General features: G+C 69.8%; 22 protein-coding genes and 2 pseudogenes. 7 read left to right on the plus strand and 17 right to left on the minus strand.

The genetic code is table 11. The features are described 5' to 3' along the window. Positions 1 to 75: 75 nt before the first annotated feature. A pseudogene (locus tag ACH4J0_RS38130) lies at positions 76 to 1,068 on the plus strand (Mu transposase domain-containing protein); the annotation flags it as partial. Further along, a complete protein-coding gene (istB, locus tag ACH4J0_RS38135; protein WP_396245784.1) occupies positions 1,065 to 1,835 on the plus strand; it encodes an IS21-like element helper ATPase IstB in 771 nt (256 codons plus the stop codon). The pseudogene ACH4J0_RS38130 and the gene istB, both read left to right, overlap by 4 nt. A 103-nt stretch (positions 1,836 to 1,938) precedes the next feature. Here the strand turns inward: istB and ACH4J0_RS38140 are convergent, their stop codons facing one another. Continuing rightward, complete coding sequence (locus ACH4J0_RS38140) at positions 1,939 to 2,427, minus strand: DUF5959 family protein (RefSeq protein WP_396245785.1); 489 nt, start codon at positions 2,425 to 2,427, stop codon at positions 1,939 to 1,941. Between the two features lie 337 nt (positions 2,428 to 2,764). Here ACH4J0_RS38140 and ACH4J0_RS38145 point away from each other — a divergent pair, with 337 nt between their 5' ends. Continuing rightward, complete coding sequence (locus ACH4J0_RS38145) at positions 2,765 to 3,316, plus strand: hypothetical protein (protein ID WP_396245786.1); 552 nt, start codon at positions 2,765 to 2,767, stop codon at positions 3,314 to 3,316. 48 nt (positions 3,317 to 3,364) lie between these two features. Here ACH4J0_RS38145 and ACH4J0_RS38150 read toward each other — a convergent pair whose 3' ends face one another. Both ACH4J0_RS38150 and ACH4J0_RS38155 read right to left on the minus strand, forming a co-directional pair. Beyond that, positions 3,365 to 3,490, minus strand: a complete 126-nt coding sequence (locus ACH4J0_RS38150) for a hypothetical protein (protein WP_396245787.1) — start codon at positions 3,488 to 3,490, stop codon at positions 3,365 to 3,367. 787 nt (positions 3,491 to 4,277) lie between these two features. After that, positions 4,278 to 4,568: a hypothetical protein gene (locus tag ACH4J0_RS38155; RefSeq protein ID WP_396245788.1), complete on the minus strand. Its 291-nt coding sequence runs from the start codon at positions 4,566 to 4,568 to the stop codon at positions 4,278 to 4,280. 68 nt (positions 4,569 to 4,636) lie between these two features. On the opposite strand from ACH4J0_RS38155, the gene ACH4J0_RS38160 reads away from it, so the two are divergent. Then, the gene (locus ACH4J0_RS38160; RefSeq protein WP_396245789.1) at positions 4,637 to 4,783 is read left to right on the plus strand and encodes a hypothetical protein; all 147 of its coding nucleotides are present in this window, start codon (positions 4,637 to 4,639) and stop codon (positions 4,781 to 4,783) included. 72 nt (positions 4,784 to 4,855) lie between these two features. Here the strand turns inward: ACH4J0_RS38160 and ACH4J0_RS38165 are convergent, their stop codons facing one another. The 8 genes from ACH4J0_RS38165 to ACH4J0_RS38200 all read right to left on the minus strand — a co-directional run bounded on the left by ACH4J0_RS38165 (position 4,856) and on the right by ACH4J0_RS38200 (position 16,165). After that, on the minus strand, positions 4,856 to 5,440 hold the full coding sequence (locus tag ACH4J0_RS38165) for a hypothetical protein (protein ID WP_030599053.1): 585 nt from the start codon (positions 5,438 to 5,440) through the stop codon (positions 4,856 to 4,858). 1,324 nt (positions 5,441 to 6,764) lie between these two features. Continuing rightward, positions 6,765 to 7,571, minus strand: coding sequence for an alpha/beta fold hydrolase (locus ACH4J0_RS38170; RefSeq protein ID WP_396245790.1), 807 nt, complete (start codon positions 7,569 to 7,571; stop codon positions 6,765 to 6,767). A gap of 287 nt (positions 7,572 to 7,858) precedes the next feature. Then, positions 7,859 to 8,074: a hypothetical protein gene (locus tag ACH4J0_RS38175; RefSeq protein WP_360333613.1), complete on the minus strand. Its 216-nt coding sequence runs from the start codon at positions 8,072 to 8,074 to the stop codon at positions 7,859 to 7,861. A 114-nt stretch (positions 8,075 to 8,188) separates the two neighbouring features. Further along, on the minus strand, positions 8,189 to 8,950 hold the full coding sequence (locus ACH4J0_RS38180; RefSeq protein WP_396245791.1) for a DeoR/GlpR family DNA-binding transcription regulator: 762 nt from the start codon (positions 8,948 to 8,950) through the stop codon (positions 8,189 to 8,191). A 130-nt stretch (positions 8,951 to 9,080) separates the two neighbouring features. Continuing rightward, the gene (locus ACH4J0_RS38185; RefSeq protein ID WP_396245792.1) at positions 9,081 to 12,956 is read right to left on the minus strand and encodes an NACHT and WD repeat domain-containing protein; all 3,876 of its coding nucleotides are present in this window, start codon (positions 12,954 to 12,956) and stop codon (positions 9,081 to 9,083) included. Then, entirely contained in the window at positions 12,953 to 13,381 is a 429-nt protein-coding gene (locus ACH4J0_RS38190; protein WP_396245793.1) for a hypothetical protein, read from the minus strand. Before ACH4J0_RS38190 ends, ACH4J0_RS38185 begins: the two co-directional genes overlap by 4 nt. Positions 13,382 to 13,401: 20 nt before the next feature. Further along, positions 13,402 to 15,555: a PQQ-binding-like beta-propeller repeat protein gene (locus ACH4J0_RS38195; RefSeq protein ID WP_396245794.1), complete on the minus strand. Its 2,154-nt coding sequence runs from the start codon at positions 15,553 to 15,555 to the stop codon at positions 13,402 to 13,404. Between the two features lie 10 nt (positions 15,556 to 15,565). Next, positions 15,566 to 16,165: a toll/interleukin-1 receptor domain-containing protein gene (locus ACH4J0_RS38200; RefSeq protein ID WP_396245795.1), complete on the minus strand. Its 600-nt coding sequence runs from the start codon at positions 16,163 to 16,165 to the stop codon at positions 15,566 to 15,568. A 141-nt stretch (positions 16,166 to 16,306) separates the two neighbouring features. Between ACH4J0_RS38200 and ACH4J0_RS38205 the strand changes: the two genes are divergently transcribed. Beyond that, the gene (locus tag ACH4J0_RS38205) at positions 16,307 to 17,434 is read left to right on the plus strand and encodes a helix-turn-helix domain-containing protein (RefSeq protein WP_396245796.1); all 1,128 of its coding nucleotides are present in this window, start codon (positions 16,307 to 16,309) and stop codon (positions 17,432 to 17,434) included. Between the two features lie 360 nt (positions 17,435 to 17,794). Here the strand turns inward: ACH4J0_RS38205 and ACH4J0_RS38210 are convergent, their stop codons facing one another. Both ACH4J0_RS38210 and ACH4J0_RS38215 read right to left on the minus strand, forming a co-directional pair. Then, a complete protein-coding gene (locus ACH4J0_RS38210; protein ID WP_396245797.1) occupies positions 17,795 to 18,469 on the minus strand; it encodes a DUF4937 domain-containing protein in 675 nt (224 codons plus the stop codon). 1,169 nt (positions 18,470 to 19,638) lie between these two features. Next, positions 19,639 to 20,616, minus strand: coding sequence for a GlxA family transcriptional regulator (locus tag ACH4J0_RS38215; RefSeq protein WP_396245798.1), 978 nt, complete (start codon positions 20,614 to 20,616; stop codon positions 19,639 to 19,641). 125 nt (positions 20,617 to 20,741) lie between these two features. Here ACH4J0_RS38215 and ACH4J0_RS38220 point away from each other — a divergent pair, with 125 nt between their 5' ends. Continuing rightward, positions 20,742 to 21,722 (plus strand): NADP-dependent oxidoreductase, encoded by a 981-nt coding sequence (locus tag ACH4J0_RS38220; RefSeq protein ID WP_396245799.1) that lies wholly within the window; start codon positions 20,742 to 20,744, stop codon positions 21,720 to 21,722. A gap of 28 nt (positions 21,723 to 21,750) precedes the next feature. Here ACH4J0_RS38220 and ACH4J0_RS38225 read toward each other — a convergent pair whose 3' ends face one another. Continuing rightward, positions 21,751 to 22,023: a CGNR zinc finger domain-containing protein gene (locus ACH4J0_RS38225; protein ID WP_396245803.1), complete on the minus strand. Its 273-nt coding sequence runs from the start codon at positions 22,021 to 22,023 to the stop codon at positions 21,751 to 21,753. A gap of 225 nt (positions 22,024 to 22,248) precedes the next feature. Here ACH4J0_RS38225 and ACH4J0_RS38230 point away from each other — a divergent pair, with 225 nt between their 5' ends. Continuing rightward, the gene (locus tag ACH4J0_RS38230) at positions 22,249 to 23,544 is read left to right on the plus strand and encodes an MFS transporter (RefSeq protein ID WP_396245800.1); all 1,296 of its coding nucleotides are present in this window, start codon (positions 22,249 to 22,251) and stop codon (positions 23,542 to 23,544) included. Positions 23,545 to 23,709: 165 nt separating this feature from the next. On the opposite strand, the gene ACH4J0_RS38235 is transcribed toward ACH4J0_RS38230, so the two are convergent. The 3 genes and pseudogenes from ACH4J0_RS38235 to ltrA all read right to left on the minus strand — a co-directional run bounded on the left by ACH4J0_RS38235 (position 23,710) and on the right by ltrA (position 26,316). Further along, positions 23,710 to 24,366, minus strand: a complete 657-nt coding sequence (locus tag ACH4J0_RS38235) for a group II intron maturase-specific domain-containing protein (RefSeq protein WP_396245801.1) — start codon at positions 24,364 to 24,366, stop codon at positions 23,710 to 23,712. An 82-nt stretch (positions 24,367 to 24,448) separates the two neighbouring features. Continuing rightward, a pseudogene (locus tag ACH4J0_RS38240) lies at positions 24,449 to 24,877 on the minus strand (reverse transcriptase domain-containing protein); the annotation flags it as partial. Beyond that, positions 24,850 to 26,316: a group II intron reverse transcriptase/maturase gene (gene ltrA / locus ACH4J0_RS38245; protein WP_396245802.1), complete on the minus strand. Its 1,467-nt coding sequence runs from the start codon at positions 26,314 to 26,316 to the stop codon at positions 24,850 to 24,852. The gene ltrA and the pseudogene ACH4J0_RS38240, both read right to left, overlap by 28 nt. Positions 26,317 to 26,828 lie beyond the last annotated feature (512 nt).

The raw sequence follows: 26,828 nt of genomic DNA on the forward strand, positions 1-26,828 counted from the left end.
CTCGGCCACTGACAAGAGCCTCTCGGGCCGGCCTCAGCACAACCGATGGCTTGACAGCGAGACCCGCATATTAGAGGTGTCCCGCGCCGGTTGGTGCCGGACAACCTGCGCACGGCGGTGGATCGGCCGGACCTCTACGATCCGAAGATCAACAAGTCGTATGCCGAGCTCGCGACCTACTACGGCACCCTGGTCGACCCGGCCCGGGCGGCAAAGCCGAAGGACAAGCCGCGGGTCGAGCGGCCGATGCCGTATGTCCGCGACTCGTTCTGGAGCGGACGGGAGTTCACCTCGGTCGATCAGATGCAGGCGGAGGCCCTGACCTGGTCGACCGGGACTGCCGGCCGCAGGCAGTGCCGCCCGCTGGGCGGGGCGAGTCCGCTGTCGGTGTTCGAGGCGGTGGAGGCCAAGGCCCTGCTGTCGGTGCCGGACAAGCCGTTCGTGCTGGCCCGCTGGTCCACCGCCGCAGTCGGCCCGGACATCCACATCAAGGTCGGCCGCACCCTCTACTCAGTGCCATGGAAGCTGATCGGCCGCAAGGTCGACGTCCGCTCCACCGCAACCATGGTCCAGGTCTTCCACGAGGGCGAGCTGGTCAAGACCCACGCCGCACTCGACCAGGGCAAGCGCACGGACAGAGGCGACTACCCGCCGGAGAAGATCGCCTTCCAGATGAAGACGCCGATCTGGTGCCGCAGCCAGTCCTCCGAGGTCGGCGACGCCTGCCGCGAGGTGATCGACCAGCTGCTGGAGGTCAACGCGCTCTACCGGCTCCGCGCGGCCCAGGGGATCCTCGGGCTGCGGAAGAAGTACGGCGACCAGCGGCTGGAGGCGGCCTACACCAAGGCCATCACGGTCGGCGACCCCTCCTATCGCACCATCAAGGGCATTCTGATCGCGGGCACCGAGACCGACCCCGAGCCGGAAACCGGCGACGCCGGGGCCGCGGCCTTCCTCCACGGCCCCGAGGGCCTGTTCGCCGCGATCATCCCCTCCCAGACCTCCGGCGAGCTTGAGGGCGACCCGGGCCACGCTGACGCTAACAATGCCGAGGAGGCCACTCGATGAGCGTGATGGACACCGCCCTGCGCGAGTCACTCAAGGCCCTGCGGCTGTCCGGGATGCTGGAGACCCTGGACGCGCGGCTGATCCAGGCCCACGGCGGTGAACTCGGCCACCTGGACTTCCTGCAGGTCCTCTGCCAGGACGAGATCACCCGCCGCGAGACCGTCGCCTTCCAACGGCGCCTGCAGAAGGCGAAGTTCGAGCAGCAGGTCACCCTGGAGGAGTTCGACTTCGCCGCTTCCCCGAAGCTGCCCGCGGCCCAGATCCGCGACCTGGCCGCCCTGCGCTGGCTCCACGCAGGCGAGTCGGTGATCTTGTTCGGGCCGGTGGGCGTCGGCAAGACACACGTCGCCCAGGCCCTCGGCCACCTCGCCGTCCGCCAGGGCGCGAACGTCCGCTTCACGAAGACCAGCCGGGTCCTGGCCGAGCTCGCCGGCGGCCACGCAGACCGCACCTGGGACAAGCGCATGCGCGAGCTGACCCGACCCGACGTCCTCATCCTGGACGACTTCGCCATGCGCCAGCTCACCGCGGCCCAGGCCGACGACCTCTACGAGCTGGTCAGCGAGCGCCAGGGCCGGTCCCTGATCATCACCAGCAACCGGGCGCCCAGCGACTGGTATCCGCTCTTCCCCAACCCCGTCGTTGCCGAGTCGTTGCTGGACCGGCTGATCAACACCAGTCACCAGGTCATCATGAACGGCCCCAGCTACCGGCCGAACAAGCGGCCCAAGAACCCCACCGAGAAGCCGCCAGCGGGACAGAGCTGACCCTCTCCGCGAGCCGCAGCGGCCCCGCGGGCTCCTCGCGCCAGAGCCCGCGGCTACGGACACGTGGTGGACGAACCAGCCGCGAACGAGGTGGGTGCTGCCCCTAACCTGACAACATCGGAACCCAGTAATCCATCACCTGGCGCAGACGTTGGCGGTGGTCAGCAATCCAGTTGTCCGGCGGGACGAGGGGGACGCGCACGGTGACCATGGACCCGGACTCGTCCTCCACCACCACCTCCGGGCAGTCACGCTCACCGGCAAGCTGAATGAAGATGGACGGCCCGCGACTCATCTCCATCCAGGCCACGTCCTCGCCAGCGTCGAGCCGATCCAGTGCGTCGGCCCAACCCTCCAGCCTCGATACATACAGCGCAAGGTCGATACGGCCGGACACGAAGGGCGTCTTGACGACGATCTCAGCGTCGAGTCCGGCCGTCCACCTGGGGTTACAACCCAGAACGTTCACCGTGACGCTGTTCCCCTCGTCATCAGCGAGGGAAATGAGGTCCCTCGGCGGACTGTCGTCCATGGCTGCCCTTTCGTCAGCGAGTAGTGAGAGATCCTCGTCTGTCCGGAGGGCATCTTCCACCCCGTTTTGTTGATGGCACTGACCCGGCACCTGGGGAATTACGTGACCACGGCTCATGGGGAATTACGGGCTCTGGCGCTGATCTTGTGACGCGGCCTGTGTGTCAGTGGCGTCTGTGATCGTGGCTCGCGTGTTCTTCGCGGAGTGTCGAGGTGTTGTTCCCTCATCTGGCTGGTGTCGTGGTGGAGTTGGTCGAGCGGGCTGCGGTCGGTGTGGTGACGATACGTGCGCGGGCCCGCTCGGCGGGTGCGGACTGTCCACGCTGCGGTAGTGCGTCGGGCCGGGTGCACGGTCGGTACATGCGGCGGCTCGTGGACGCGGCGGTCGGTGGGCCAGGGTGGTGATCGAGCTGCTGGTGCGGCGGTTCAAGTGCCCGAACCCGGCGTGTCGGGCGGTGACGTTCGCCGAGCAGATCGCAGGGTTGACCAGCCCGCATGCCCGTTACACACCGCTGATGCGCAAGCAGTTGACGTCGATAGCTCTCGCGTTGGCCGGCCGCGCGGGAGCCCGCCTTGCCGAGATGCTAGGCGTGCGCGTCGCCAAGGACACCCTGTTACGCCTGGTCCGCACCGCACCGGAAGAACCCGTCGGACAGATTGGTTCTGTCGACGATCTTGTGATCCGGGCAGGCTCATCGCGCGAGGAGGACCCGTTTGCGCAGGAGGTCGAGGCCGGCGCGTCCGAACATCTGGCGCTTGAGCATCTTCAGCCGGTTGACGTTGCCTTCGACGGCACCGGAGTTGTGCGGCAGGGACAGGCGGTTGCGGACGGCGTCCAGGTCGCGGCGGAGGTTGCGGGAGCGGGGCCAGGGTGTCCTGTTCCACGCTGGCGATCCAGCCTTCGAGGCGGTCGCCTTCGAGCGCGGTCATCATCGTGGCGAATGCTGTGACATGGTTGGCGAGTCGGTCCATTTCGGGGACACGTTCGCGCAGGCGCTTCAGCTTGTCCGCGTCCTCCCGGCCTGTTCGAGCACCGCGTACAGGGCGTACTGGTTAAAGACGTCCATCGACTGGTACGGCAGTGAGTAGAGCGCCGTGATGAACAGCGTGTCCTCGGGGGCCACGGGCTCCCTTCCCGGGCCTCCCGATGCAGCTCCTGATGTAGCTCCTGATGTGACTCCTGATGTAGCTCCTGATGCCGGCACCCCCGCCCCGGGCGCGGGGTGGCATCTGCGCAGCTCACAGGGCCAAAAGGTGGCCGGAAATTCTGACAACCCTTTCTGCGCGCCCCTGTCCTCCTGGTGGTGGGGGTGGGGTGGTGGTGCGCTGTCGGGTCGGGGTGGCCTGCGGCGCGCTGGCTGGCGGGCCCTGCCCGGCGGCCTGGCGGCCTTCGTGGCCCCGGCTGGGCCGCCGGGACGGCCCGGTGGGCCCCGTGTTCGGTGGGGTGGTGCGTCGTCGAACACGGGCATGGACGAGTTCGGGTCCGGTCGGGCGAGCGATGTCGCCGCGGTCGTCGACCTGCCCCCGTCCGGCGGCCCGGCCCGGCGCACCGGACGCCACCGCTGGACGTGACGCCGCCCGTCCCGTCGACTGGTTGCCCGCGCACGGCCCAGGCTGTTCGGCCGGGGGTTCGGCTCGTGGTTCGGCACGGGGGCCCGGGGCGGGTCCGGTCCGCGGTGCGGACCGGCCACCGGCCCCCATCTCCGCTTGCCGCCTGTTTGCGCTGCTCATCGGGGGTGACGGGTCGAACTCACCACTTCGACTTACCTTCCTGGGCCCCTGCCTGGTGGTTGTGGTGGGTGGGTTGGGGGTGTTGGTCGGTGTGGTCGGGTGCTGCGCTGTGCTCTTGTTCTCGTGGTCGGCTGGTGCCGGCCGCTCGTGGTGGTGGGGTGAGGTGGGCGGCGGTGGCGGTCAGGCGGGTTCTGGGGGTGGTGGCCGTAGGAGGCGGACTTTGCCGTAACGGGCGCGGGCGGCGTCCGCGCTGAGTCCGAGCGCGTTGCCGATCGTGGCCCAGGTCGCGCCGGCCTCGCGGTCGGCGATCACCGCGCACCGGACCAGCTCGCGGGTCAGCTGCTGAAAGTCGGCCGCCGCGATGCGGTGGGCGCCGGGCAGCCCTTGCTGCGCGTGCAGCGCCTCGGCGATCAGCTCGTCCAGGGCGAGCACGTGTGTCTGGAGTTCCTGGCTGATCTGGAGCAGGGCCACGCGCGCGTGGATCGCGGCCTTGGCGCGCCTGCGGGCCCGGTAGGCGGCCTGCCGGCAGGGACTCGGGCGTGGGCAGTACCGGCGACCCCGCCCAGCGCAACCTCTACAACGGGCTCCTCGGCTGCCTCCACCACTGCCTGGCCACCGGCACTCCCTACAACGAGCGCACAGCCTTCCCGGCGCCGCCCAAGCTCGAACTGGCCATCGCAGCTTGACCCGCTAACCCCATCGGATGTCTTCCTGGGCCCCTGCCTGGCGGTGGTTGTGGTGGAGGTGGGCGGGGGCGTTCAGTGGAGGAGGCGGTAGCCGATCCAGCCGTTCCGCTGGATGCCGGTCTTCATCCCGGGGGCGAGTTGTACGGGCTCGAGCAGAGCCGCGCCTACGGCCGGGAAATGCTGGTCGCAGAACTCGTCGTATGGACTGACACCGAGTGCTGGCGGAGCGTCCATTCTGGTCATCCGGTGGGCGCGCGTGATGAAGTACTGGCGGTCGACGACGTCACGTGATTCCTCGTGGGTGAAGCCATGTCGCAACACGCCGTGATGGACGGCGCCGTTCTCCATGACGGCCCAGCCGTAGTTCCAGTTGAAGTCGCCGTTCCCCTCGATCCATTGTGCCGCTACCACGGCCACCTGGTCGGTCCGCTTGTACCTGTGGTACGTCGGTTGATCGCCGAGCTCGAACTCGACGTAATGGCGGAGTACGGGGGCGCCGTGGCGACGAGCGAAAGCGAAGAACTCCCTGCCCTGGCGGAGGCCGCGTTCTCTCTGCCGTGCTGCGGCCTGGGCGGCTTCGGCTTCCTTCGCCGTGTGCTCCCGCTGTCGGCGCACGTACTCCGCTGCAGCCCTCTCCAGGTCCGACATGATCTCCAACCCCCAAGCTTGCTCTGGTGAACGCCGGATACCTACCCCGGAGTTAGCCGCGGAAGTCGACCACTGCATCAACGAGGACGCTCCAGGGGTCCCGGCTGTGCACGGCCGGCCCCGTCGATCCGCAGTCTGGGCTGTTTGGGGTGTTGTGGGTGTGACCTGTGGTGGGTTGCCTTGGCTGTTTTATTGTGTTTTGGGAGTTTTGGGGGTTTTGGTTGGACCGGTATGGGCCGGTCCCGGTGTCGGCCCACCCTTTCTGCCCGTGTCGGGCAGCGCCTGGTTTTGGTTGCTCTGTGTGTTTGTCGTGAGCATGTCATGCAACTGTGCGGGGGGTGTCGGGGGGTACGGTTTTGACGGGGTGTTTGCGCGGGTTTTCGGAACGGGCTTCAGCCGTGTTTTTTGCCGGGTTTTGACCGTGTTTCTGCCGGGGTTTCCGGGGTTTTCGGCCTGTGTTTTCGGTGTCCTGGGGTGGTGCGCGTCACGGGCAATGGGGTGTGACGCGCACCGGGTGGTGAACTTGTCAGGCCGGGTGTCGGCGGCTTGTTCGGGGGGCGGCTGGTCGGCGTCTTGCTCGGTGCCGCCGTCCTGCCCGCTGCCTTCGTGCCACCGTCCGCCCCGCCGTCCTGGCCGCCTGTGGACGTCCGCCTCGGCGCCGTCCCAGCGGGGCCTGGGCGGGGTCTGGGCGAGGCCTCGACCGCCGTCCTGGTTGCGGGCCTCGCCCGCCTCGGCGGCCCGCTGCGCGGTCCTCGGCGTCTGGCCTGGCCGCGTGGGGCCGGCCCGTTCCAGAAATCTGGAACGCAGGGTGAGGACCCCCGGCGCGGCGTTCGTAGTGGCGATGACGCGGCGTCACGACGACCGAACCCGTTGAGGAGAGCCGGTGCGCGACTATCTCGCTGAGGTCTTCGCCATGCTTGGGCCTGGCGAACAGCGCTTCGCTAGCCCCGGTGCATGGGCCGAGTTGGAAGCCGAGATCGGCACTCACTTCCCCGAGGATTACAAGACGGTCGTCGACGCCTACGCCCCGATGCAGATCAATGGGCACCTGTATCTCTCGCATCCGGCCACTGAGCGCTGGAACCTCGGGAAGAAGATCCGCGAGACCTCCCAGGCCTGGGCTGGGCTCGACTGGAATCGGGCGGACTGGCTGGTGATGAGGCTCGTTGAAAGTCCCCACCCCCTACTCGGGCTCGGGACAGACCTGCTCACCAGATCTCCCCACCCCCCAGGGCGCCGACCTGGGGGGCACGGCAAGCGGGCGTGTAACCGAGCCTCCAGAGTCGCCCGTCAGCCAGCCGCCCTTCGGGGCGGAACGGCCTGGGGGGCCGGGTCAGAGGGTGGCGAGGAAGTTCCGGACGGTAGTGGCGAAGGCGTCCGGGGCAGTGGTGTACAGAAGGTGGTCGGCGTCCAGTTCGGCGAACGTGGTGCCGGGGCGGCGCTCGACCATGGCGGCGGCCTGATCCGCCGGCAGAGTGCCTTTGGTCGCGCGGATCAGCAGGGCGGGGCAGCTTGTGGCCGTCCAGTGGGCCCAGTGGTCGCCGTGGACCTGGTCCTCGGAGCGGTACATGTCCTGCGGGTGGAAGGGCAGACGCCAGGTGCCGTCGGCGTTCTCACGCAGGCGGTCGGAGAAGTACGGCGCGGCCGGGCCGAGCCCCTCGACCAGTGCCTCGCGGGTGGGCGCGTCGTAGGGCAGGTTCAGCAGGAACCCGAACGGGTTGGTGCCGTCGAGGCCGAGCGCGACCGAGCCCTCGGCGTTGACGAGCGCGGCGACGCGCTCGGGGTGGCGGGCCGCGAACTGGTAGGCGTTGATGGCTCCGAGGGAGTGGCCGAGCAGGACGACCTCACCCAGGCCCAGGTGGTCCAGGAAGGCCTCCAGATCGGCGAGATAGCCCTCGCGGGAGTAGTCGGCGGTGCGGTCGGACTCGCCCTGGCCGCGCTGGTCCGGGGCGATCAGCCGCCACCGGGGGCCGAGCGCCGCGGCCAGGTCGGCGAAGGTGGCGCCCTCGGACAGGTGCCCATGCAGGGCGACCAGCGGCCGGCCCGTGCCGCCGAAGTCGAGGTACGAGAGCCGGCGGCCGTCGATGGACAGCTCGGCCCGGGAAGCGATGGCGGGCGTGGTCACGGTGAGGTCGGTCATGTCTGGTCCCCCGGAGAGTCGGATGTGGTCGACGGCTTGATCGATAGGGAAGAGCATAATCCAAAATTGGACACTTGTATAAGACATTTGTTCAACCGGTTTGATCGGCCATGCGTCGGCCCGGCCCCCTCGGCCGATGAGACCAGTTGGTCAGTGATACCGGTGAGGCGCAGCCGGTGGGGCGGGTGCGCCTCACCCCATCAGGGCCGCGACCTGACCCGCCGTCTTGAGGCCCGCCGACCATCGGCAGGTAGGCCCCGACGCGCTCTCCCCGCTCCCCACACTCCTCAGACCGTTGAACCGTCCAACCAGCTGAGGAACGGAGAGCAGGCCTGGCCGTTTTCGCGAATCCTCATCACCACCGCCACCACCCGACGCTCCAACACCGCCCTCGCCGACTTCAGCTCACCCTCGAGGCGCTCCAACTCGGCCTCCAGATCCTCCACCCGCACCTGGGCGGCCTCCCGACGCTCCTCCAACAACCCCAGCGGCGACGGCGGCATCACACACTCCGTTCCGACCTCGACAACCCGACGCCGAAACCCTGCCGCCCCGCCCCGCACACCATGCCTGAACAGCGAAAAGTCATACGCCACAAGCGGATTGCGGATGACTTCTCAGACGGCCTTGACGGTGGTGTTGGCGGTTTCGAGTGCGGCGAGCTCGTCGGCGGGGGCGGTGGTGTCGGTGACGAGGGTGTGCAGGAGCGCGGCGGGGCTGACGTGGGCGAAGGCGGTGCGGCCGAGTTTGCCGGCGTCGGCGGCGACGAGGGTGCGGCGGGCGGCGGCCATGGCGGCCTTCTTCACGGTGGCGTCGTCGAGGTCGTAGGCGGTCAGGCCGTCGGCCGCGCTGAGGCCGCAGCAGCCGATGACGGCGGTGTCGAAGCGCAGGGCGGCCAGTGAGGCGAGGGTGAGGGGGCCGGTCAGGGCGCCCTCGGCGGTGCGGGGCTGCCCGCCGGGGACGATCAGGGTGGCCGGTCCGGGGGTGTCGCCGAAGACGTGGATGGCTTGCAGGGACAGTGGCATCACGGTGACCGGGCGTTCGCGCAGCAGGCGGGCGACCTCCAGGCAGGTGGTGCCGCTGTCGAGGACGACGGTCTCGCCGTCGGCGATCAGCGCGGAGATTTCGGCGGCGATCCGGCGTTTGGCGTCGACGGCCTCACGGGCGCGCAGGGCGAAGGGTGGTTCCTCGCCCCGGAGCAGCAGGGTGCGTGCTCCGCCGCGGAAGCGTTCGAGGACGCCTTGTGCGGCGAGGGTGTCGAGGTCGCGGCGGATGGTCATCTCGGAGGCGCCGGTCAGTTCGGCGAGGTCCGGGACGGTGGCACTGCCCGCGTCCCGGACGGCCTGGGCGATCCGGGTGTGGCGCTCCTGGTTGCTCATACCGAGATTGAACCGCACCCATAAACGAACAATTAATGCGTTCGATATTGCACTTTCGAACATGATTGATGTTCGTTATGGTTGTTCGCATAGAACGTTCGCTCCGAGGCGCCAGTGTGGCGACCTACGTCTACTTCGTCCTGCAAGGCGATCTGTACCCGAGCACCGGAACGTACAGGTGCCAGTTATCGCGGTTCAGGGCGCCGGCGCTGCTCGCGCAGATGTTGGTGATCGCGGCCTCGACATCCAGGTCCCAGAGCGTGGCCACGCCGTCGCCGGTGGTGGCGGCGAGGGTGCGGCTGTCCGGGCTGAACGCCAGTACGGACACCGGTCCGGTGGTGACGGTCAGCGGGTCGCCGATCTGGCGCGGGTTGTCCGGGTCGGCGACGTTCCAGCGGACGATGCTGCCCACGGTGGTGTGGCCCGCCGCGGCCAGGGTCCTGCCGTCGGGGCTGAAGGCGATCGACCAGAGGCTGTCGCCGGGCACGGTCACCACCTGGGGCCTGGGCGTGAGGTGCCTGAGGTCGGTGCTGTTCCACAGGGTGATCCGGCCGTTTTCGGCTCCCGTGGCCAGAGTCCTGCCGTCCGGGCTGAAGGCGACCCAGGTGCTGGTGTCACTGGGCTGTCGTACCGGTTCTCCGATGCGGACGGTCGTGGCCTGGTCGCTCGTGCTCCACAGTCCGACCTCACTCGTGGTCCTGTCCCCGCCGGTGGCGAGGGCGTGTCCGTCGGGGCTGAACGCGATGGACTGGACGGACCGCGTGTGATCCGTCTGGATGCCGCTTCGTGGTGCGGGGTGTGCGGGGTCGCTGACGTCCCACAGGGCGATGCCGCCGAAAACGTGGTCGTCTCCGGCCGCGGCCAGGGTGTGGCCGTCGTGGCTGAAGGCGAGGGAGAGGATCACTCCGCCGACCCCGGTGAGCGGTGGCCCGAGCGGGACGGGGTGGTCCGGATCGGCCACGTTCCACAGGGTGACCGTGCCGCCGCTGTCGCCCGCGGCCAGGGTGCGGCCGTCGGGGCTGAACGCCACCGAGTCGACCGGCTGGGCGGGCCCGGTCAGCGGCGTGCCCCTCGGGGCGGGGTGGTCGGGGTTGGTGGTGTTCCACAGGCTGACCGTGTCGTACTGGTTCCCGGCGGCCAGCGTGCGGCCGTCCGGGCTGAACGCCACCGATGCGACATTGCCTCCGGCACCGGCGAGTTGGGTCGGCGGCAGGTTCCAGACGTCCACGTCGCCGTCGGTGTCGCCCGCCGCCAGGGTGTGGCTGTCGGGGCTGAACGCCACCGCGGCGACCACGTTGCCGTGGCCGCTCAGCGCTCGGCCCAGCGGGCTGATCACGCGCACATCCGTGACGTTCCAGAGGTGGACGGTGTCATCGGCGCTGCCGGCGGCCAGCGTGTGGCCGTCCGGGCTGAACGCGACCGACATCACCGGGTCGGCGGGCCCCGCCAGTGGCTTGTCGATCTGGGCCGGGTGCTCCGGGTCGGTGAGGTTCCACAGGTGGACGTGGCTGTCCTTGGCCCCGGCTGCGAGGGTGCGGCCGTCGGGGCTGAACGCCACCGATTCGAGGGCGCTGCCGACGTCCAGTGGCTGGCCTTGGCGCGTCAGGTGGCTCGGGTCGGCGGCGTTCCACAGGCCGATGACGCCGGTGCCCGGGTGGCCGTTGGTGTCGTCGGCGCAGCCGGCCGCGAGGGTGCGGCTGCCGGGGCTGAACGCCAGTGAGTAGAGGTAGAGGGAGTCCGGGCAGGCGTCGAGCGCCGTTCCGTCCGGGGCGGCGGCGCCGGGACGGGTGACGTCCCACAGGCTCGCGACCCCGGCGGCGCGTCCGGCGGCCAGGGTGCGGCCGTCCGGGCTGAACGCCAGCGACACGACGGGGCTGGCGAGGTCCAGGGGACCCACGCCGGCGGCCGCCGGCCTGCTGAGCAGGACGGGGTGGCTGGGGCTGGTCAGGCCCCAGAGGTCGACGAAGCCGCCGGAGCCGTTGTCGCCGAGGTGGTCGGCGTGGCCGCCGACGGCGAGCGTCCGGCCGTCCGGGCTGAACGCGAGGGAGTTGATCGAGTTGACGGAGCCGTCCTCGGGCAGGGGCCGGCCCAGCGCGACCGGGTGGCCGGGATCCGAGACGTCCCAGAGCCGGACGGTGTTCTGACCGTAGTACCCGGCGGCCAGGGTGTGCCCGTCGGGGCTGTAGGCCACGGTGTCGACCGAGCCCGTGGAGCCCTGCAGGCGGATGTCCATGGGCGTGTTCTCGGTGCCGATCAGCCGCGAGGCCGCCTCCGGGTCGGGGTTCAGCCGGTAGGCGGTCAGGGCGAGTTGGGCGGAGAGCGAGGGGTCGATGGGCGCCTGTTGCAGGGACGCCGAGGTGACGGCGGTGTCGATGGCCTTGTTGCGGTCCCTGACGGAGTGGGCGTTCTGCACGAAGGCGAACGTCGCGGCCGCGGAGGCGGTCACGGCCAGGACCGTGATCAGCGCGACCGCGCCCCGTCGCAGCCGCTGCCCGCGTCGCTGGTGGCGCCGGGCGGTGGCCAGGAACTCGCCGGCTGCGGCGCTGAGGTCCGGTGCGTGCCGCTCCGCCCAGGCCTGGGCGATCTCCAGGCGGTTGCCGCGGTACAACCCGCCCGGCTCCCGGCCGGACTGGTCCCAGGCGGCGGCGGCCTCCTCCAGATCCTGTCGGACCAGATTGCCGTCCCGGTCCTGCTCGATCCACTCCCGCAGCCTCGGCCAGGCTCGGATCAGCACCTCGTGGGTGATCGTCACCGCGTCCTGATCTCGGGTCAGGAGCCGGCCGCGGGTGAACTCGTCCACGACCGTCCCGGCGGAGTCCGGATCCGGCGCATGTCTGAGCAGGTCGTCGTAGCGAACCCGGCGACGGGTGTCGTCCGCGTCGCGCCCCACGGTCACCAGCCGCAGGAACACCCACCGCGCCATCTCGCGGCCCGGCCGCGGCAGCGCCTCGAACAGCCGGTCCGCGGTGTTGGCGAGGGCGCGCTGGATCCCGCCGGTGACCCGGTAACCGTCCACGGTCAGCCGGTTGCCGCTGCGCTGCTGCCAGGTTCCGCGCAAGGCGTGGGCCAGCAGCGGCAGCCTGCCTGCGGAGCCCGCACCCGCCGGGTTCCCGACCGTCCCGAGGTCGGCCAGCAGCAGCTCGACGAGACCCTCCTCGACCTCCAGCTCCACGAGCTCGGCGGGAAGGCGGATCGCCTGCTTGAGCTCCTCCTCGGTCATCGGGCCGAGCACCACCGCGCCGGCCTGCAACGCCGTGCGGAGCTCCGGGTAGGGCGTGCACGCGGCGTAGAAGTCCGCCCGCAGGCTCAGTACGACGGCTGCGCCGCCTGTGGCCAACTGGTCGAGCACCTCGACGAACCACTGCCGCTCGTCCTCGTCGGCGCACGCGGTGAAGAGCTCCTCGAACTGGTCGACCACGACGAGCAGGCCGGGTGCGCCACCCTCCCCGGCGCCGGTCGAGGCGCGGAGGTCCGCGACGCACTGCGCGACGTCGGTGCGCCAGGACTCGGCCCGGCTCCGGGCCTCCTCGGATCCGAGCCCGGCAGCGGCGGCCAGCGCCTCGGCCGGGGACGTCGTCGGGGTCAGCGTCAGCTGTGGCCAGCCGCTCGACCCCGCCACCGGCAGCCGACCGTCCCGCACGGCCGGCAGCACCCCGGCGGCGAGCAGCGAGGACTTGCCCGCTCCGGACGGGCCGATCAGCACCAGCGGGCCGCCCTCGCGCAGCCGCGCGTCCATCCGCTCCAGGACCGTATGGATCATCTGGTCGCGGCCGAAGAACCAGTCCCGGTACTCCGCCGAGAACGGCATCAACCCCGGGTACGGGCAGAGCATGTCGCGGGACGCCCGGCCGGGCCGGACGCGGTTCGGCCCCTCCGGCTTGCGGATGATGGTGATGTTCCCGACCGCTTGGAAGACGTCGCCGCCGTCGGTCGCCGAGGCCTCCAGCCTGATCGGCTGCCAGGGGGGCGTTCCGCTCGACACCGCGCCCTCGTCCGATTCGGTCACGCCGACCCGCCCTCGGTGATGCTCATGTCCCGGCCCGCCTGATAGGCGTCGCCGCCGCCGGAGACGTGCGCCGTCAGAGTCGTCGGGCCCATGCTGCGCCTGTCCGTCGATCCCGCACCGGGGGAGGCGCCGAGGAACAGTGCGCGAAGCTCCTCGGTGATCTCCGGCCGGGTGGCGATGAGCCTGGCCAGACGCGCCTGCCACTCGGCGACCAGCAGCCGCTCGAACTCGGCGTCGCCGGCGGCCCGCATCAGCTCGCTACGGGCCTCGGCGAGGTCGGCCTCCACCCGCTCGGGATGCGCGTGCCGCCACAACGCCAGGACCGAGGCCTTGACCGCGGCCCAGCCGTCGGTCGCCAGAAGGTCGATCAGACGTGTCGCGGCGGCCGATGCGAGGCCCCCGGCCAGTTCGGATCCTGTCGACATGTGTCCTCTTCTCAGGCCCGCTACCGGCCGTGGGCCGAGATCGCGGTCAACGTCAGGTTCGAGGCGATGAACACGCGATCGCCGCCGACCGTCCACTTGAACCCGGAGTCCGGCTGCCCGGGGTCGTTGTACTTCCATCGGGCCTTGCCGGTGGCCGCGTCGATGGCCCACAGGTTCTTCGCCGCGTCGGTGGCGAACACGGTGTCACCCGAACACAGCGCGCCCCGGCCGCCCACCCCGAGGCCGGCCTCGAAGAGGTTGGTTTCGCCCGCGGCACCGGCACCGGTCAGCTCAGCCGCCCAATTGATGCTCCCGTCAGCTGAGTTGAGGGACGCTAGGTCGCTGCCGACCGGCACGTATACCGTCGCGCCGTCAGGGCTCGCGAAGATGTAGCCGAGCTCGACCTGGTCCCCGTTCTTCGCGTCGAAGTTCTGACGCCACTTCTCGTGGCCGGTCGCCGCGTCGACCGCGATGACCACGTTGCCGGCGCCGCCGACGAAGCAGAACACCCCGGCGGCGAAGCACGTCATCGGCCAGCCCGGGTTGAAGTAGAACCCGGCGCCGGTGGGAAGCTTCCAACCACGGGCACCCTGGTTGCCGGCGTCGATCATCGCGACCTGACCGGTCCTGGTGCTGGGGGTGCTCGACGCCGCAAGGAGGTAGGAGCCGGACGGCGGTACCAGGACGTTGTTGATGTCCGTGCCCTCGACCATCCACAGCCCCTTGCCGGTGCCGGCGTCGAAGGCCCGGATGTATCCGGTCGTCGTGTCCACGTTCACGGACGCCGGGTTGTCCACCTGGCCGCACACGAACACGGTGTTGCCGTTGACCGCCACGGACCGCGCAGTGACGTAGTTCCCGCTGGAGTCGCCATTGGCCATCCGGCTCGCCCACTTGACGCTCCCGGTAGTGCCGTCGACCGCGGCGATCATGTTGGGAGCGTCCGGCGCGTCGCAGAGGTAGTAGAAGACTCCGCCCGCGTACGCGGTCGGCGAAGTCATGTCATCCGACCTGAATTCGCTGGTGGTGTTCAGCGCGGGGAGCATGGGCTTGCCCGTCGAGGCGTCCAGGAAGGCCGTCGTCGAGCCCGTCACCACCATGACCACCTTGTCCGAAGCCTCCAGACAGGTCGGAGCGCTCTGCCCGGTGACCGTCCACTCCTTGGTCGCATCGGGCGCGTCCAGGGTGATCTGAGCCGGACCGCCCGTCGAGGACGCCGTTGGGGACGCGGTCGGGGACGGTGGTGCCGGCCTGGGGGCGGGCGCCGGTGACGAGCTCTTGGAGGAGAGGGCGGCGGCCGCGGTCCCACCTCCGATCACGAGCGCGCCGCCGGCCAGACCGAGCAGCAGCTTCCGGCGGCTGACCGACGGTGTGGTGGCCGCGGCGAGTGCCGCGATCTCGGCGCTAAGCGCCGTCGGCAGCCATCCCTCGGCGGTCGCGGGCTGACCCTGCCGGTCGAGGTAGTCGACGAGCTGTTCGGCGGTGGGCCGGGTCGAGGGGTCGGGGTAGAGGCAGCCGCCGATCACCTCGCGCAGCGACGGCGGCAGGACGCCCGTCACCGTTTCGAGCTCGGCGATCCGGAGCCGCGCGTCCTCGGACGCATCGTCCCACCAGCGCTCACGTCCCGACGCGGCGAACAGCACCGCCGCGCCCAGGTCGAGGACGTCGTCCGTCGGGGACCCGCCGGCATCGACGGATCCGGCGGCGTCGAAGGCCGCGAGGTAGGGTCCGTCCTCCGCCAGCAACACCGAGTCCGGCCCCACGCCGCCGTGGACCAGCCCTGCGGCGTGGATCCGGGAGAGCGCCGTGGCGAGGCCGAGCGTGAGCCGTCGCAGCGCGGGCTCCGGCAGCACGCCGAGCCGGTCCACCGCCTGGCGGAGCGGCAGTCCGTGCACGGCGGCGGTCGCCGACCAGGGAGACGGCGCTTCCGGGTCGGCAGCCACGACAGGCAGGATGAACGGTCCGGAGACTGTCCGGGCCGCCTCTGCACCTGCACGGAACCGCTCCCGGAACCCGGGCACCTCGGCCACCTCGGGCCGCACCACCGTCACCGCGACGGTCTGCCCGTCGGCCGAGCGCCCGGTGAAGACCGCACCCGTGCTGAACGTGCTTATCCTTCCGGTCAGTTGGTACGGCCCCACCTGACGTGGATCATCCACTTCGAGAGTCTCCATCGCTCCACCCCTACGTCAGCCTGATCGTCTGGTCGCGCGCCGCCTGGTAGACGCTGCCGCCACCGGAGACGTGCGCCGTCATGCTCACCGGCGGTTGAGCAGCGGACTCCACGGCCGCCGTCGGCGGCACCGCGCCCCGCCCGAGTGATGGCAGCAGGGTCGCCACGGCGTCACACAGGCTGCCGAGTCCGTCGTCCAGGTGAGTCTCCGGAACGCGAATGAACTGGAGCCGCCCCAGATCGGCGATCTCCCGGGGCAGGACCGCAGCCTCGGGCAGCATCGTCCCGTCGCCCAGGAGCAGGGGAACGACGCGGTTTCCTGCTCCCATTGCCGTCGCGATCTCCCGCCGGACCCAGTCGTCGTCCCGGTCGAGCAGTCGCTTCCCGTCCCGGTCCCGGAGGTCGAGCCAGGCCGGCCCGATGAGCACGAGCATCAGCTCGCACTCGGCGGCCTGTCGGTCCAGGATCCGGGCGAAGTCGGCCCCCGCCGGGATCGACTCACCTGACTTGAAGACCTCGTCGGCCCCGAACCGGTCGGCCAGGGCCTGGTAGACGCGGTCCCGCATCCACCGGGAGTCCGCCTTGCGGAAGCTGAGGAAGACATGCGGCACGGTCGGCCCCTCTCCAGTGCACCCCGACGACCAGATCCGCACGTACGGTATCGACGGAGCAGGGTTCTTGACGCATTTTCAGGTCAAATTGAATAGCAATCGGATTGCGCAACGCCCGCGGGTCTTCCTACCCTCGTCCGTATGGGCGACTTCGGTGTCGAGCTGGCGCGGCTCCGGACACGGAGCGGGTGGACGGTGCGCCAGCTCGCGCGGCGCGCGGGCGTCTCTGAAGGGCAGATCAGCAACCTTGAGAGCGGGCGCCGCAACCCGACGTCCTCCGTGGCAGCCGCCTGCGACGCGGCGCTCGGCGCTGATGGCGAGCTGATCAGGCTCGCCGAGACCACGCGCCGCGGTACGGCGGACCGGAGCCTGGTCGAGGTCGAGCCGCTCGTCGCCGGATACGGGCGGATCCTGGAGCAGCTCAAAGACATCGGCAGGTCCACCGGCCCGAACTTCGTGGACGCCGCGCTGCGGTCCGCCGCGCGGGTCCTGACCGATGCCGCTCCCCGGGCCGAGGCGCACAGGCGCCACGAAGTCTGGCTGCTGGCCTCGCGGGTCGCCGAGTACACCGGCTGGATGGCGCAGGAGGCCGGGAACCCCGCCGAGGCCCTGCGCTGGACCGATCTCGCGGTCCGTTGGGGTGCCAACGGCGGAGACGAGACGATGGCCGCCTACGCGCTGGTGCGCAAGGCCTCGATCGCCGAGCATCGCGGCGACCCCGCCGCGATCGTCCTGGCCGGTCAGGCAGCCGCCCACCCCGCGACCACACCACTGATCCGTGCCCACGCCGCCCGCCGCGAAGCCCAGGGACACGCCCACCTCGGCGACCACGGCGCCTGCCACGACGCACTGCAGCGCTCACGCGACCACGCCCGCGAGGCCGACCGGCCCGGAGTCCACTGGGGCCCGCGCATTGAGAACGGAAGCCCGCGCCTCATCGAGGCCTCCTGCATGATCGGCCTCCGCCAGTTCGAACAGGCCACCGACCTCTTCGCCAGCGAACTCCGGCACCGGCCCGAGCGCCCTCCGGACAGCAACTCCCGTACCCGCTTCGAGATCCGGCAGGCCACCGCCCTGGCTGGCATCGACCGGCTCGATCGGGCCTGTCACCTCGTCGAGGCGCTGCTGCCCACGATCCGGATCCTGGACTCCGCCACCATCCGGACTGAGCTCGGCCAATTCGCGGGCCACGCCCGAGGACGCGCGGCCACGCCGGGCCAGCGGAGCCTGATCGAAACCGCAGCGGCGCTCGCTCACGGCCGAGGCTAGGCCCGCGCCGACGGCACCAGCGGCGGCCGACGCCGACGGGTGGGGTCCCCCACGGCAGTCCCAGAGGCGACGCGTCGCGACTTACGCTGGCCGCGTCCTGAGTTGCATCCGACGCAACATTGTTGTATCGGCTACGCGGCGCAGGTCAGCAACCCCGAGCGGGGCGTAGCCTGGTGGGCGGCAGCCCGCTTTCCGAGCCCCACAGGCATCGACCATCTCCGCACACCTCGCATCCGAACCAACGGAACGAGCCTGCCTACCCGGCGGCCCCTTCACTCCTGCGTGCAGTAACGTGACCGTACGTCCGGATTGGTAATCGCTTCTGAAGAACTCCATGATCGGGGACCGTGCCCTGCTCAGTTACGGCGCCTGCAGTCCTGAGGCCGGGCTGCCGTGCTCGCGGGGTTGCGGCAAGACGCGCCAGCCGGCTTTCAGCGGCAACACATGGCCGGTCATCGACTGGATGTCACTCTCCGGGGTGGCGCGGGAGCGTAGGGCCGGCAGATGTCGGGTGGTGTAGCGCTGGTGGGCGGTTGAGCTGGACCACAGGGTCGTGACCAGGTAGCGGTGCACCTCGAGTCGGGTGACGACGCCTGCGAGCATGCCCCCGGCCGCTGTCATGCCCGGCGCCCACAGCCTGCGTTGCACTTCGAGGAAGTGCTCCTCGTGGCCGGGCAGAAGGCGGCAGTCGGCGACCCGCAGGAGAGCGGCGCGTTCGAGTGCGTAAGGCAGGCTGGCCGTGTCGCCCGCCATCTCGAGGACGATCTCGCCGGTGGCGGTGTCGATCTCGGTGTAGCTGGTGCGCTGCTGGTTGCCGGTGACGATAGCGTCGTGCCGCTCGCGCATGAAGCATCGGTAGGCCGCTGCGTCGGTCCACAGCCCCAGCAGATGGGCACGGCCGGTGGCCGGATCCCAGCCGCCCACCTGTCCGACCAGGCCTGGCTGGTCGTTGATCGTCGACCAGGCGCCCTGGGCTGCGGAGAACTGCCCCCGCGCGGCCACCGGCACCCTGCAACCAATCCACTTGCCCCACATGCAGCCTGCCTCCCAGCCGTACCGCGCCCGGCGAACCGACGCAACAAATGATCGATCGCAGACCCCGACCAGCGTCAATTGGCCCAGGGACGCAGCCAGCTGGGACCAGTGAAGTACGACCTGAAGCGTAGCCGTGACGGATACAACACACCGGAGCCGAGCCGACCGATCCACACTCGGGTCACTACTGACACCTACTGGCGGACGCTCTGAATACGGGGAGGTGAGCGACGAAGCCGTCCTCGCCCGTGTATTCAACGACCCGCGGCTGGCTGCGAGGACCACCAAGGCGTTGCGCTTGCAGAGGCGGGGAGCAGTGCCGGCGTAGCCGCGGGTGCCGCAGCAAGGATCGAGGCTCCTGGTTCGTGCCCGCCCTGTCGGTGGTGGCTGGGATGCCGGGCGGCATGGACGATGAGGCGCTGACGCGAGACCGGGTCTACGGAGCTGACTACGACGATCCCGATCCGGGGCCCCGTCCTGGGCATGAGTACCGCACCACCGGGCCGCCGGCCAGAGCAGCCGCGCCGCGGCTCGGCGCTGCTTGCCTCCCGTCGGGGTGCGGGTGCCGAGATTGAGGCGCACAACACGGCCGCGCACCGCCAGGACCACGCGGTCGCGGCGTCCAGGAACACCGTGCTGCGGGCCTGCTGGACGAAATTCGGGCGCTTGGACACCAGCCCGGTGGTCACGGCCTCGAACCGAGCGCCCGCCGGGCCTTCGGGGAAGGCGGGCAGTGCGCGCGGCCCGACAGCGACCGGAGCGACCGGAGCCGCCGGGACGACCGGCGCAGCAGCGACGGGCGCGGCCGGGGCGGGCTGCTCGACGACGGCCTGGTCCTCGACCTCGGCCGGAGCCTCAACGGCCGGCCGGGACGGCGCAGCACCGGCGCGGCGAGGACCGTGCACATGGTGGTGGCGGAGGCGTTCGTCGGCGCGCTGCGCCAGGTCGTCCGTGCGGTGCGCGGCGGCGAACGACACGGAGGCGCTCGGCGCCGTCGCACAGGCGAACGTGGAGCGGCGCCGCACGAAGACCGGGTAGAGGGCCCGGGTGCGCGGCAAGGACGTCGTCGGCGCGCCCGGGCTGAGCTGCACTGATCTTCGTGGAGACCTTGAAGCCTGGGTTACGCCGCCGCTGGCGATTTCCGCGGACGGGGCATGCCGACCCGTTCTTCAGACGGGAGCGGTGGTGGTGGCGGGGTTGAAGGTGCGGCGGTATGCCTGGGGAGTGACGCCGATGGCGGTGTGGAGGTGCTGGCGCAGTGAGACGCCGGTGCCGAACCCGGCGCGGTGGGCGATGAGGTCGACGGGCCAGTCGGTGGTCTCCAGGTAGTGGCGTGCCAGGTCGACGCGCTGGCGGATCAGCCATTGCCCGGGGGTGGTGCCGGTCTCGTCGCGGAAGCGGCGGCTGAAGGTGCGCACGCTCATGTTCGCGTGGGCGGCCAGCTCGGCCAGGGTGAGGGATTCGGTGAGGCGATCCATCGCCCATGCCTGGGTGGGGGCGGTGCCGGTGGCCGTCGGGTCGGGGACGGGGCGCTGAATGTACTGGGCCTGTCCGCCGTCGCGCCAGGGCGGCACCACGCATGAGCGGGCGACAGCGTTGGCGATCCGGCTGCCGTGGTCGCGGCGGACGAGGTGCAGGCACAGGTCGATCCCGGCCGCGACACCGGCGGAGGTGAGGATGTCGCCGTCGTCGACGAACAGCACGTCGGGGTTGATGCGGGTGGTGGTGAACATCCGCTGCAGGTGCTCCGCGTGGCGCCAGTGCGTGGTGGCAGGGCGGTGGTCGAGGAGCCCCGCGGCGGCCAGGACGTAGGTGGCGGTGCAGATGCCCACGATCCGGGTGCCGGGGCGGATGGCGGCCAGGGCCTCGCGCAGCGCGGTGGGCAGGTCGCCCTCCTCACGGATGGGGCCGAGGGCGTGGGAAGGCGCGATGACGACGGTGTCGACGTTTGTCAGCAAGGAGGCGTCATGGGTGACAGTGATGCCGTAGTCGGCCTCAGCCCGCACCGGGCCACCGTCGAGGCTGCACGTGGTCACGGTGTACAGCCGGTTGCCCGCCCGGTCGCGGGCGGCACCGAAGATGCGGGCGGGGATGCCGAGCTCGAAGGGGACGACGCCGTCCAATGCCAGAACGCCAACGCGGTGCATGGCCGGATTCTTTCAGGCCATGGCCATCACGCCACTACTGGGGCCCTTTGAGGCCCGGCAGTCTGATGACGCGCCCGAGAAGACCGGCGCAAACCGCAGGAAACGCACCCCGGAAAGAGAACGCCATGAACGCCATCACCTCCCGAACCACCACTGCCCCAACCATGCGCGCTGTCTCCCAGGACACCGCCGGAGCTCCGGACGTCCTCAAGGTCATCGAGGTCCGGCGCCCGGAGCCGGGCCGGGGCGAGATCCTGGTCCGGGTGCAAGCGGCGGCTGTGAACCCGGCCGACTGGAAAACCCGGCAGCGGGGGGTGTTCGCCGACGGGACGCCGCTGCCCTTCACGCTGGGGTTCGACGTCTCCGGGGTGGTCGAGGAGACCGGCGACGGGGTGACCCTCTTCCAGCCCGGCGACGAGGTGTTCGGGATGCCGCGCTTCCCGCACCCGGCCAGGGCCTACGCCGAGTACGTCACCGCCCCGGCACGCCACTTCGCTCCCCGCCCCCGGAACCTGACCCACATCGAGGCGGGCGCACTGCCGCTGGCCTCGCTCACCGCCTGGCAGGCCCTCGTCGACACCGCCGACGTCCGGCCCGGCCAGCGCGTCCTCATCCACGCCGCCGCCGGCGGCGTCGGCCACCTGGCCGTCCAAATCGCCAAGGCCCGCGGCGCCCACGTGATCGGCACCGCCAGCGCCGCCAAACACGACCTGCTGCGCTCCCTGGGGGCGGACGAACTCGTCGACTACCGCATCCAGGACTTCGCCGAGACCATCCGCGACGTCGACGTCGTCCTGGACACCATCGGCGGCGCCAACTGGTCCCACTCCCTGCGCACCCTGCGCCCGGGTGGAAGGCTGGTCTCGATACTGCCGCTGGACGACACCTTCCCCCACCAGGAGGCCGAGGCGGCCGGGGTGCGGGCGGGGTTCATGCTCGTCGAGCCAGACCAGCAGGGCCTGCGCGAGATCACCAAGCTGGTCGAGGACGGACGCCTGCGGGTGATCACCGACGCGGTCTTCCCACTGGAGGACGCCGCCGCCGCCCACACGCTCGGCGAGACCGGTCGCACCACCGGAAAGATCGTCCTGTCCATCACGTCGTGACCGGCCGATCTCGCCTCCTGTGCATACGTCACGCGCCGCACCTTCCTTCCGGCCTGCCCGGTGCCGATCGTGCTGGCATCGCCCGCGCGGTCGGTCCGTCAGCCGTTCCGCTGCTCCCGGTGCTTCTGGCAGGGCGGCCCGCCCGGGCCCGGTTGCCGCAGCCTGGGCCGCACCACCCGCGCCGCGGATGATCCTTGACGAAGAACCGCACGCATCCCGGGCCCGGGCAGGCGCGCAGGACCGCGGAGCCCCGCCCAGGAGGAACACGGTCTCCTGCGGGTGCCGCCAGTGCCTGTGCCAGGGCGTTCGAATCGCGGTGCCGTCCCGGACCGTCAGCCCGCCGTCCGGCTCTCGCGCCAGGTCGGAGTCTGTGACCTCGCCACCACCGGTGACCGCGGTGAGCAGCCCGCGCACCGCGTCCCGCAGTCGCGGAACCGCTCGGTGGCCGCGCTCAGCTCCTGGGCCGCCAGCCAGGCGACCAAGTCGAAACGCTGGAAATATCGGAAATGTATCGGGGGAACTCCTCATGACCACTGCGACCACCGCACCACCCACTACCGAGGCCGCTACCACGCCCGGCGCCACCGGGCTCTGGCACAACCGCGAGTTCCTGACCTTCTGGTTCGGCGAAACGCTCTCCCTGATGGGCAGCCAGGTCACCACCCTCGCCCTGCCGCTCACCGCCGTCACCGCCTTCCACGCCAGCCCCGCGCAGGTCGGCCTGCTGCGCTTCCTGCAACTGGTGCCGTATCTCGGGCTCGCCCTAGTCTTCGGCGCCCTGGTGGACCGGATGCGCCGTCGCCGGGTCATGATCGCGGCCAACGCGGCCCGCATGCTGCTCATCGGCCTGATCCCCCTGCTCGCCGCCACCCACCAGCTGAGCATCAGCCTGCTACTCGGCCTGGCCTGCGCGATCGGAATCTTCTCAGTGCTGTTCGACGTCAGCTGGATGTCCTTCGTGCCCACCCTGGCCAAGGACAAGGCGCACTACGTGGAGGCCAACCAGAAGCTCGGCGTCACCTCCTCCACCACCGACGTGGCCGGGCCCGGCATCGCCGGTGTGCTGATCGGCGCCCTGACCGCGCCCATCAGCCTGGTGATCGACTCCGCCTCCTATCTGGTCTCGCTGGTGACCCTGCTGCTGATCCGCACCCCGGAGGAGAAGCCGGCGCCTTCCTCGGAGAAGCGGCACCTGGGCCGGGAGATCGCGGAGGGCCTGCGCTTCGTCTTCGGCCACCGGGTGCTGCGCCCGCTGGCCGTGATCGCGCCCTTCTGTAACTTCTCGATGGTCTCGGTCTGGACGCTCTTCCTACTCTACGCCGCCCGCGACAAGGGCCTCCCGGCCGGCCTGGTCGGCCTGGTCCTCTCCGCATCCTCGGTCGGAGGCTTGATCGGAGCCAGTCTCTCCGGCGTGGTGCTCCAGCGCTTCCGCACCGGCACCGTCTACGCCGTCTCGATGGCCCTGATTTTCACCGGCCCGCTGCTGATCCCGTTCGCCTCCGGCCCGCGCCCGGTGCTGCTGGCCTTCTTCGTGACCGCCTTCTTCGTCAGCTACCTGGGCCTGGGCATCGCCAACGTGGTCATGGTCAGTCTGCGTCAGGCTGGAACCCCGCAGGCGCTGATGGGCCGAATGAACGCCGCATTCCGTACCCTGCTGTTCGGCGGCGGCTCGCTGGGCGGCCTGATCGGCGGCTATCTCGCCGGCGGCCTCGGCACCCACACCGCGCTGACCGCCATCGCGATCGGCTCCGCGCTGATGCTGCTCGTGGTAGCGGCTTCTCCGGTGAGCCGACTGAAGGAGCTGCCAGCGATCGCGGATTGACCTGCTCCACGGTCACCAGCCCTCCCTTGCTGTCGCGCCGGTTGAGTCGGCCTGAAGCGCGGTTCCGGTGTTGCCACCGGCCCGTTTCTCCAGGCCGCTCTCCGAACCCGGCGTACCCGTCTCCGAGTACCGGGCTCTCCACAGTTCCTCTCGTCGGGCTGGTTGTCAGGCTGTGGGCCAGGGGCTGGGGATCGTGTCGCCCCGGTAGCGGTACCGGGTGATCACCGGTGTCCGAGCCAGGTTGATCAGTTCGATCCCGTCCGCGGTGATCGGCAACCATGACCCGTGAGGGCCAAGGAGCCGGTTGCGGACGTCTTTCCACGACCAGCGGTGCATCGTCTTGAGCCACATGATCACGCGATGCCAGAGGAAGGACCTGAGCATGCGGAACGTGTGCTTCGCGACGGCGTGCCGGAAGTAGTTGGCCCAGCCGCGCATGATCTGGTTGAGCCGGATCAGCACGTCTCTGGGGTCAGCCTGTGACGTCCTGCGGGTCAGGGCACGGATCTTGTCCTTCACCGAGCGGATGGGCCGCGTGGCGATGAACGCGTAGACGTACCATTTGTCACTTCCTCGCTTGCGGCGCCGCCGGATGCGGAACCCGAGGAAGTCGAATCCGTCCTCTATATGCACGATTCGGGTCTTGGCCGGTGACAGCCGCAGCCCCAAGGGTGCGAGCACGGAGGCTACTTCGTCCTGGAGGGCCGCCGCGTCGTCGGCAGAGCCATGCACCATGATCGCGAAATCGTCCGCGTAGCGGACGATTCGCCAGTTGGGCAAGCCGTGCCGACGACGCTTGCGACGCGGGTACTGGCCATCCATCCATCCGCCCGCCGGGCAGCCAGGCGCGGTGTAGATGCTCGTCGAGCGCCGACAACGTGACGTTGAAGATCAGCGGAGAGAGAATGCCCCCCTGCGGGGTGCCGGTGTTGGTGTCCCTTCGCTGGCCGTCCTCGCTGAGGATGCCCGACTTGAGGAACGCCTTGACCAGCGCCAGGACGCGCTTGTCCTTGACCCGTTTCCGTACGGCATCCATAACGGCGCGATGAGAGACGTTGTCGAAGGCCGCTTCGATGTCGGCGTCCAGCACCCAGTGATATCCCTTGGAGCCGAAACGCTGGATCTCCGCGATCGCGTCCTGAGCCCGCCGTTTGGGCCGGAACCCGTAAGAGACCGGCAGGAGTAGGGTCGGAGCGGAGCGCGGTACCGGTCTTTCGAGCCGGCCCGTTTCTCCGCCCCGCCCTCCGAACCCGGCGTGCAAGTTATCCCTGCACCGGGCTCTCCACAGGTATACGGGTGGGCTCGCTACGCGTTCAGCATCTCCGCGTTCCACGGCGTGGGAATCCGCGATCCCCGGTATCGGTAACGTGTCACTGGAACCGAGTCAGGACGGAAGAGAACCACGCCCACAGCCGAGATCTTGTCCTTCCCCCAGTAACGGTCCTTGAACCACTTCCAGTTCGCCTTGGGGTGCTTGGCCCGGAGCCACCGCATCACCCGCCACCACGTGTAGTAGGTGAGGTAATGCAGGGTCCGTTTCACCGCCGCGTGCTGGAAGTAGTTGGCTACGCCCCGAAGAATCGGATTGATCGCCATCAGGACCTGCACCAGGGCAAGGTTGAGCCGGTTGCGTCGGGTCAGCGCCTTCACCTTCTGTTTGACCGCACGGAGATTGGCCTTGGACATGAAGGTGTAAGCGCATGGGGTCTTTCCTTCCCTCGGCCTTCGCTGGATACGGAAGCCGAGGAAGTCAAAACCTTTGTCCACGTGGGTGATGTGCGTCTTCTCCAGTGCGAGCGTCAGCCCCTGACCTTCCAGGAGCTGAGCCGTCCTGGCCCGCAGTTCCTCTGCCTGCGCCTGGTTCCCGTGCACCATAATCACGAAGTCATCCGAGTAGCGGATGAGGCGATAGGTAGCGAGTCCCTTGGAACGCAGGTAGTTGCGCTGTCGGCGGTACTTCGACGTGGCCGCCCAGAACTCCTCGAAAGGCTCGTCCAATGCGGACAGGGCGAGGTTCGCGAACAGCGGGGAGATGACTCCTCCCTGCGGCGTGCCCGTCAGGCGTCTCTCGATCCCACCAAGTTCGGTGAGCACTCCCGCCTTGAGAAACTCCTTACACAGGTCCACTACGCGGCGGTCGGTGACGCGGCGCCGGATGCGTTCCACGACGACATCATGCCTGATGTTGTCGAAGCACCCGGCGATATCGCCCTCAACCACCCACGTGTAGCCGTTATTGATGTAATGCACAATCTCGGCTACCGCGTCCTGCGCTCGGCGTCCCGGCCGGTAGGCATAGCTCGCCTGATACTGGTCAGGTTCGAAGATCGGCTCCAACACGAGCTTCAGCGCCATCTGTACGACCCGGTCGGTCACGGTCGGAATCCCGAGACGACGGACCTTGCCGCCCTTCTTGGGAATCGCCCGCTCCCGGACCGGTTGGGGGCGATAGCTGCCGTCCTTCAAGCGGGATCGAATGTCCCGCAAGAAGGGTTCCACACCGACGTTCTCCTCGATGTATGAGCACGTGGCACCATCGACCCCCGCACTACGCGATCCGCGATTCGCCCGTACCCGCTGCCAGGCAACCCGCAGGGTGCCCAGGTCATAGACGAGATTGAGCAGATCGCGGAACTTCTGCTGCTGATCAGTAGCAGCCCACTTGTGCAGCTTCGTCTGGACATGGAGTACCCGGGCCTGCGAATCCGCATACGACGGCCACGGCGCGACGGTATTCACCGCCGACCTCCCCTCGACCAACTCCTGCTGCAAACCTGCTGCCCTCCTTCGCCGCGTGGACGGCTTTCCCGTCCTCCAACTACTACGAGGGCTCCGCCACGGCCGGGCACCGTCAGCTGACGGTGAGCCTGCCCGCCGCCCGGCTGGATGCCGGACGGGAAGGGCGATGCCCGGTCGCTTCCCACGTTCACTGCCCACCGGTAGACGGGGGCGGGATCGAGCTTTACCCCGACAGCATCACCGCGAGTACGCCGCAGACATTCCTCGCGGTCTCCCGAGCCACACGGACTGGACAACCCGGAAGCGGACGGGCCACCAACTGAAGCCCGCCCAGCACTGCATCGGCCCACATCCGCCAGGTTCCGGGCCGTTTTCGAATCACGGGGCATCAGACACTCGTTCGCGATCGCTATCCCTTCCCGTCTTGCTACTGAACTTGAATTCGTGATGTCGGGCTGAGGGTGGTCAGCCGTCCAAGATCAGGCCGGTGGCGGCGAGGCACCCGTCGACCAGGTGGGGTCGATACTGGATCTTCTTCAAGCTCC

This window comes from Kitasatospora sp. NPDC017646 (assembly GCF_044329365.1).
GTDB lineage: Bacteria > Actinomycetota > Actinomycetes > Streptomycetales > Streptomycetaceae > Kitasatospora.

Coding starts and splice junctions, on each gene's coding strand:
- istB (WP_396245784.1), top strand. CDS start 1,065: ATGAGCGTGATGGACACCGCCCTGCGCGAGTCACTCAAGGCCCTGCGG.
- ACH4J0_RS38170 (WP_396245790.1), bottom strand. CDS start 7,571: ATGACCGACCTCACCGTGACCACGCCCGCCATCGCTTCCCGGGCCGAG.
- ACH4J0_RS38175 (WP_360333613.1), bottom strand. CDS start 8,074: ATGCCGCCGTCGCCGCTGGGGTTGTTGGAGGAGCGTCGGGAGGCCGCC.
- ACH4J0_RS38180 (WP_396245791.1), bottom strand. CDS start 8,950: ATGAGCAACCAGGAGCGCCACACCCGGATCGCCCAGGCCGTCCGGGAC.
- ACH4J0_RS38190 (WP_396245793.1), bottom strand. CDS start 13,381: ATGTCGACAGGATCCGAACTGGCCGGGGGCCTCGCATCGGCCGCCGCG.
- ACH4J0_RS38195 (WP_396245794.1), bottom strand. CDS start 15,555: ATGGAGACTCTCGAAGTGGATGATCCACGTCAGGTGGGGCCGTACCAA.
- ACH4J0_RS38205 (WP_396245796.1), top strand. CDS start 16,307: ATGGGCGACTTCGGTGTCGAGCTGGCGCGGCTCCGGACACGGAGCGGG.
- ACH4J0_RS38210 (WP_396245797.1), bottom strand. CDS start 18,469: ATGTGGGGCAAGTGGATTGGTTGCAGGGTGCCGGTGGCCGCGCGGGGG.
- ACH4J0_RS38215 (WP_396245798.1), bottom strand. CDS start 20,616: ATGCACCGCGTTGGCGTTCTGGCATTGGACGGCGTCGTCCCCTTCGAG.
- ACH4J0_RS38220 (WP_396245799.1), top strand. CDS start 20,742: ATGAACGCCATCACCTCCCGAACCACCACTGCCCCAACCATGCGCGCT.
- ACH4J0_RS38230 (WP_396245800.1), top strand. CDS start 22,249: ATGACCACTGCGACCACCGCACCACCCACTACCGAGGCCGCTACCACG.
- ACH4J0_RS38235 (WP_396245801.1), bottom strand. CDS start 24,366: ATGGATGGCCAGTACCCGCGTCGCAAGCGTCGTCGGCACGGCTTGCCC.